Here is a 4,166-nt window from a genome sequence, read left to right on the forward strand (position 1 = left end):
GATGCTGGACCAGGCCGGTACGCGGAGGTCGAGACCGTACTTGTACGGCTCCCGGATTTAACAGTCCGACAACAGCTCGGAACGCAAGCTTGAACGGTTCGCGAAACGCTTTTCGGCCCAGACCGAACAACGAGGACTCCTGTCGGAGACCTCGACGGATGGAATGGATAAACAGGCTGCTGATCGCTTCACGTTGGGCGAAAAGCGGTCACGGCTTGTTGCATAGCTGCCATCACGGCCGCCTTGGGCAAACAGCCGCCTCGATCGCGCGAGGGACGGCGACCAGTCTAGCGTCATCGTCGAGGGGACCAATCGGATGATTCGAGGAGGACAGGAATGGAAATAGCAGTCGATCGGAACGCCGGGCGCATAGCGGTGAGCGGCGAGTTCACCTTCATCGACCAGGGTCCTTTCAAGGATGTGATCACGGAGCTGTTCCAGACCAAGGGAGCGGCTGTCACCATCGACCTGTCGAAGCTCGAATTCATCGATTCTGCCGGCTTGGGCATGTTGCTGCTGGCGCGGGACGAGGCCAAGAAAAGCGAGCGCGAGCTGATCCTCATGCATCCCGCCGGACAGGTGAAGCGCATGTTCAGTGTTACCAAGTTCAACAAACTGTTCACCGTCGAGGCGTGATCGCGAAGTGAAGATCGAGGGGGAGCGGCCCGCTGGGTCGCGACCCGGCCCCCGACTGCTCCGTGAAAGGCGGTTGGTCATCGCTGCGAGCAGGTTCGGAAGCGTCCGCCTTATCGCGCGCCCTTCGGGGCTCCGACATCATGATGCCACGGGGAACGGTTGCAATCTTCGGTGACAGCAGCACGCGACGACTCCCGCTGCGGTCGCGCCAGCATCCGCTATTGCTTGTCGATATGATCGCCAACCTGCCGCGCCAGTCGTTTTGCCGTCGTCGATGACGGCGGATTGGACATCACCGGGTCCGCCAATCATCTCCCGATTTGCTTTTTCTGCACAGTCATTGATCATGACTCGCCTCGGCCGGGGGACCTGCTGACCGATTGCCTCACGTCGTGACGGTGCGCTTCCGTCCGCGGAGTTGCGGGGAGCTGTCCAACGGGGGATATGTCTCCATATGTTCGACCACAAGGCTTGTCATCGTGGATGCGTTGACATCCAGAACCCGGCACTGGGGGAGGCGACAATGGGCCCGAGTGAACATGTCCTGGAAACGCGCGCCACGGAAAAACTCGCGCGCGACTGGGTCGCGCACGCAATCTGGTGGCACGTCTACCCACTCGGCTTTGTCGGCGCCGAACCTGATGCGCCGGCGGGCGAAGGTATCTTGCACCGCCTGCCGCAATTGACCGCGTGGCTTGATTATGCCGTGACCCTCGGCGTGTCCGGCGTGCTGCTTGCGCCGATCTTCGCGTCATCGACCCACGGCTATGATACGATCGATCATTTTCAGATCGACCGTCGGCTTGGCGACGATTCCGACTTCGATCACCTGATCGCCGCCGCGCATCGCCGCGGCCTGCGCGTAGTGCTCGACGGCGTATTCAACCATGTCGGCCGCGACCATCCGCAATTTCGGCGCGCGGTCGCAGGCGGACCTCATGCGCCGGAGGCCGCATGGTTTCGCCTGACCTGGCCCGCGAACGCGCCGCCCGGCGACGATCCGGATTACGCGACCTTCGAGGGCCATCGCGAGCTCGTTGCCCTCAACCATGACGAGCCCATGGTCGCCGACCATGTCGCGCGCGTGATGTCGCATTGGCTCGCTCGCGGCGCCGACGGCTGGCGACTCGACGCCGCCTATGCGGTGCCGCGGGCGTTCTGGCGACGCGTCCTGCCGGAGGTCCGCAGCCACCATCCGGACGCCTATATCTTTGGCGAAGTGATCCACGGCGACTATGCAGCCTTCGTTCGCGAAACCGGCGTCGATGCGGTCACGCAATACGAGCTCTGGAAGGCGACCTGGAGCGCGCTGACCGATCGCAACTTCTTCGAGCTCGCCTGGGCGCTGGAGCGGCACAATGCGCTGCTCGACAGCTTCGTGCCGCAGACCTTCATCGGCAATCACGACGTCACGCGGATCGCGAGCCAGCTCGACGACGAGCGGCATCTCGCGCACGCGCTGGTCATCCTGATGCTGTGCGCCGGCACGCCTTCGGTCTACGCTGGCGACGAGCAGGCTTTTCGCGGACGAAAGGAGCACCGCGCCGGAGGCGACGACGCGATCCGACCGGCATTTCCGGCAACACCGGCGCAGCTCGCGCCCTACGGCTGGTCGACCTACCGGCTGCATCAGGAGCTGATCGGGTTGCGGCGCCGGCATCCGTGGCTGCGCCGCGCGCGCAGCCGTGCAACCGAGCTTCACAACACCGATTTCATCTTCGAGGTTTTCCATGAAGACAAGCGGCTTTGGGTCGCGCTGAACGTCGCCGACGCGCCGGTCTGGCGCGCGCTCCCAGCCGCTGTCTGCAGACTGGCCGGAGATTGCACCATCAGCCATAATGGTGCCGCGAGCGAAGTTGCGATCCCTGCCCATGGTTGGGGAGTACTGGCGGAAAATTAGCAACAAAGACCGGCAACGTGCACATCCCGCGCAGCGAGCGCCTTTGGCTCTCGCCCGTGGTGATCTATTCTCGCCCAGTGATTCGATTCGAAAGGCTGGGGCCATGAACAGACGATTGCACAGTCTTATTGGCGTCGCGGCGCTCGTTGCGACGGTCGAATGTGCTCAGGCGGCGACCGCCGGACACATGTTGAAGTCGACACCGCCGGCAGGCACGACCGACATCACCGGCTCGATCAGCAAGCCGGCCGCGACCGCCAAGGGCACAAAAGGCGCAACGAAGAAGCACCACGCCCAAAGCTCCGGCACCAACCACTCCGACGTCACCGGCTCGATCAAGCCGACGTCAAGCTCCGGCCAATAGATCCCGCACGGCCGCGCCGCGCGGGGGCAGACACGCGGCGTCGGCGCGACTGATACGCACCGGCGCGGCTATTCTCAGCGCGCGAAGGGCCAGCAGGCTGCTCGGCTCCGATATCGCGCCGTGCACGAGACCATCCAGGATCCCGCTCCTGCCTCGCGGCGGATCGAGCGTTCTTCGGCCGCAAAATTCGCGCGCTCCAGCCGCTCGCTCTCGGCTGAGAACGGACTTCGCAGATGTCCCCAGGCCGTCGCGGACGCAGGCTCGGCTGCCGCCAATAGCGAAGCAGCGACGACGAAATCGACCAGGCGCGCTCGCCGAATCTTGCCGGATTTTTGCTTGCCGGATTTGGGCTTGCTGGATTGATGAGAGCTTAACAAACGCATTGAACGCCTCGTTAATTTTCTTCGAGCGTCCTTCTACCGCGGGCGACCGCTTCCTGGAAACCCGCGCCGAAGTTACCGATAATCATTAGCCTTACCAGCCGACGGTGCCGTGGTAGCGGCCGAGCCACTCCTGCGGGCTTCGATGCCGATCCCGCCGCCGCTGGTGGCGCATCCGCCGCAAGTGCGGCGCCCACGACACCCGGACAGGGTCGGCGGCGGCTCAGTCGCCGCGCAAGCGACCCGGTGGTTAACGATCTGCCAACTGGATTGATCAATTGCGTCGCCGGCCGAGATCCGGACCTTAAAATCCCTACTGTATGAGAAGTCCGAGCAACATGTGGTGGGGCCTCAAATGGATATCGAGATTATCGGACTGGTGGGATTTGTTTTCGCGGCAACGGCAGCCGGCGCCTTGCTGCATGAGCGCCGGATGGATGTCTTGTACGGCCCGTATATCGAGCGGCGCGCCAATCGGCGGAGGGCTTCGTCGGCGAACGCAATCTCCAGGCCGGTCCAGCGGTTAGCCGATCTGCTGCGCTGGAAGGCGCGAAACGCGGTCTATCTGGGCGCGATCGCCGCCTGCTGATCGATGGAACGCCGACGACGACGGCGTCGCGGCCAGCAGCCCGATCGCCGCCAAATTCACTTCAAATGGTCGCGGACCTTGTCGAGTCCGGCGTGGGCGCAGCCGTCGTCGAGCTTGGCGCCTGGCGCGCCGGCCGCGCCAATGGCGCCGATGACCTCATCGCCGAGCTTGATCACCACCCCGCCGCCGAAGAACATGACGTGCGGCAGCTTGGCGAGCGGCGCAATCGAATCCTCACCCTTGGCTCGGTCGGCCAGCGCGAGCGTGTCGGTCTTGAACGACACGGCGGTATACGCC

General features: G+C 63.9%; 5 protein-coding genes. 4 read left to right on the forward strand and 1 reads right to left on the reverse strand.

Annotated elements, in window-relative coordinates; genetic code table 11:
• The first annotated feature begins 336 nt into the window (after positions 1 to 336).
• From WCB02_RS22725 to WCB02_RS22740, 4 genes are all read left to right on the forward strand, one after another.
• The gene (locus WCB02_RS22725; protein WP_423961634.1) at positions 337 to 636 is read left to right on the forward strand and encodes an STAS domain-containing protein; all 300 of its coding nucleotides are present in this window, start codon (positions 337 to 339) and stop codon (positions 634 to 636) included.
• A gap of 523 nt (positions 637 to 1,159) precedes the next feature.
• Positions 1,160 to 2,536: an alpha-amylase family protein gene (locus WCB02_RS22730; RefSeq protein WP_423961636.1), complete on the forward strand. Its 1,377-nt coding sequence runs from the start codon at positions 1,160 to 1,162 to the stop codon at positions 2,534 to 2,536.
• A 103-nt stretch (positions 2,537 to 2,639) separates the two neighbouring features.
• Positions 2,640 to 2,900 (forward strand): hypothetical protein, encoded by a 261-nt coding sequence (locus WCB02_RS22735; RefSeq protein WP_423961637.1) that lies wholly within the window; start codon positions 2,640 to 2,642, stop codon positions 2,898 to 2,900.
• A 735-nt stretch (positions 2,901 to 3,635) separates the two neighbouring features.
• Positions 3,636 to 3,869 (forward strand): hypothetical protein, encoded by a 234-nt coding sequence (locus tag WCB02_RS22740; protein WP_423961639.1) that lies wholly within the window; start codon positions 3,636 to 3,638, stop codon positions 3,867 to 3,869.
• Positions 3,870 to 3,925: 56 nt separating this feature from the next.
• Here WCB02_RS22740 and WCB02_RS22745 read toward each other — a convergent pair.
• The coding region (locus tag WCB02_RS22745) for a heme-binding protein (RefSeq protein ID WP_423961641.1) at positions 3,926 to 4,166 on the reverse strand (241 nt) is incomplete at its 5' end.

The organism is Bradyrhizobium sp. (genome assembly GCF_049581145.1).
Classification (GTDB): Bacteria; Pseudomonadota; Alphaproteobacteria; order Rhizobiales; family Xanthobacteraceae; genus Bradyrhizobium.

What these genes read in the sequence shown, in the direction of transcription:
- WCB02_RS22740 (WP_423961639.1), top strand. Translation starts at nt 3,636, where the DNA reads ATGGATATCGAGATTATCGGACTGGTGGGATTTGTTTTCGCGGCAACG.
- WCB02_RS22730 (WP_423961636.1), top strand. Translation starts at nt 1,160, where the DNA reads ATGGGCCCGAGTGAACATGTCCTGGAAACGCGCGCCACGGAAAAACTC.
- WCB02_RS22725 (WP_423961634.1), top strand. Translation starts at nt 337, where the DNA reads ATGGAAATAGCAGTCGATCGGAACGCCGGGCGCATAGCGGTGAGCGGC.
- WCB02_RS22735 (WP_423961637.1), top strand. Translation starts at nt 2,640, where the DNA reads ATGAACAGACGATTGCACAGTCTTATTGGCGTCGCGGCGCTCGTTGCG.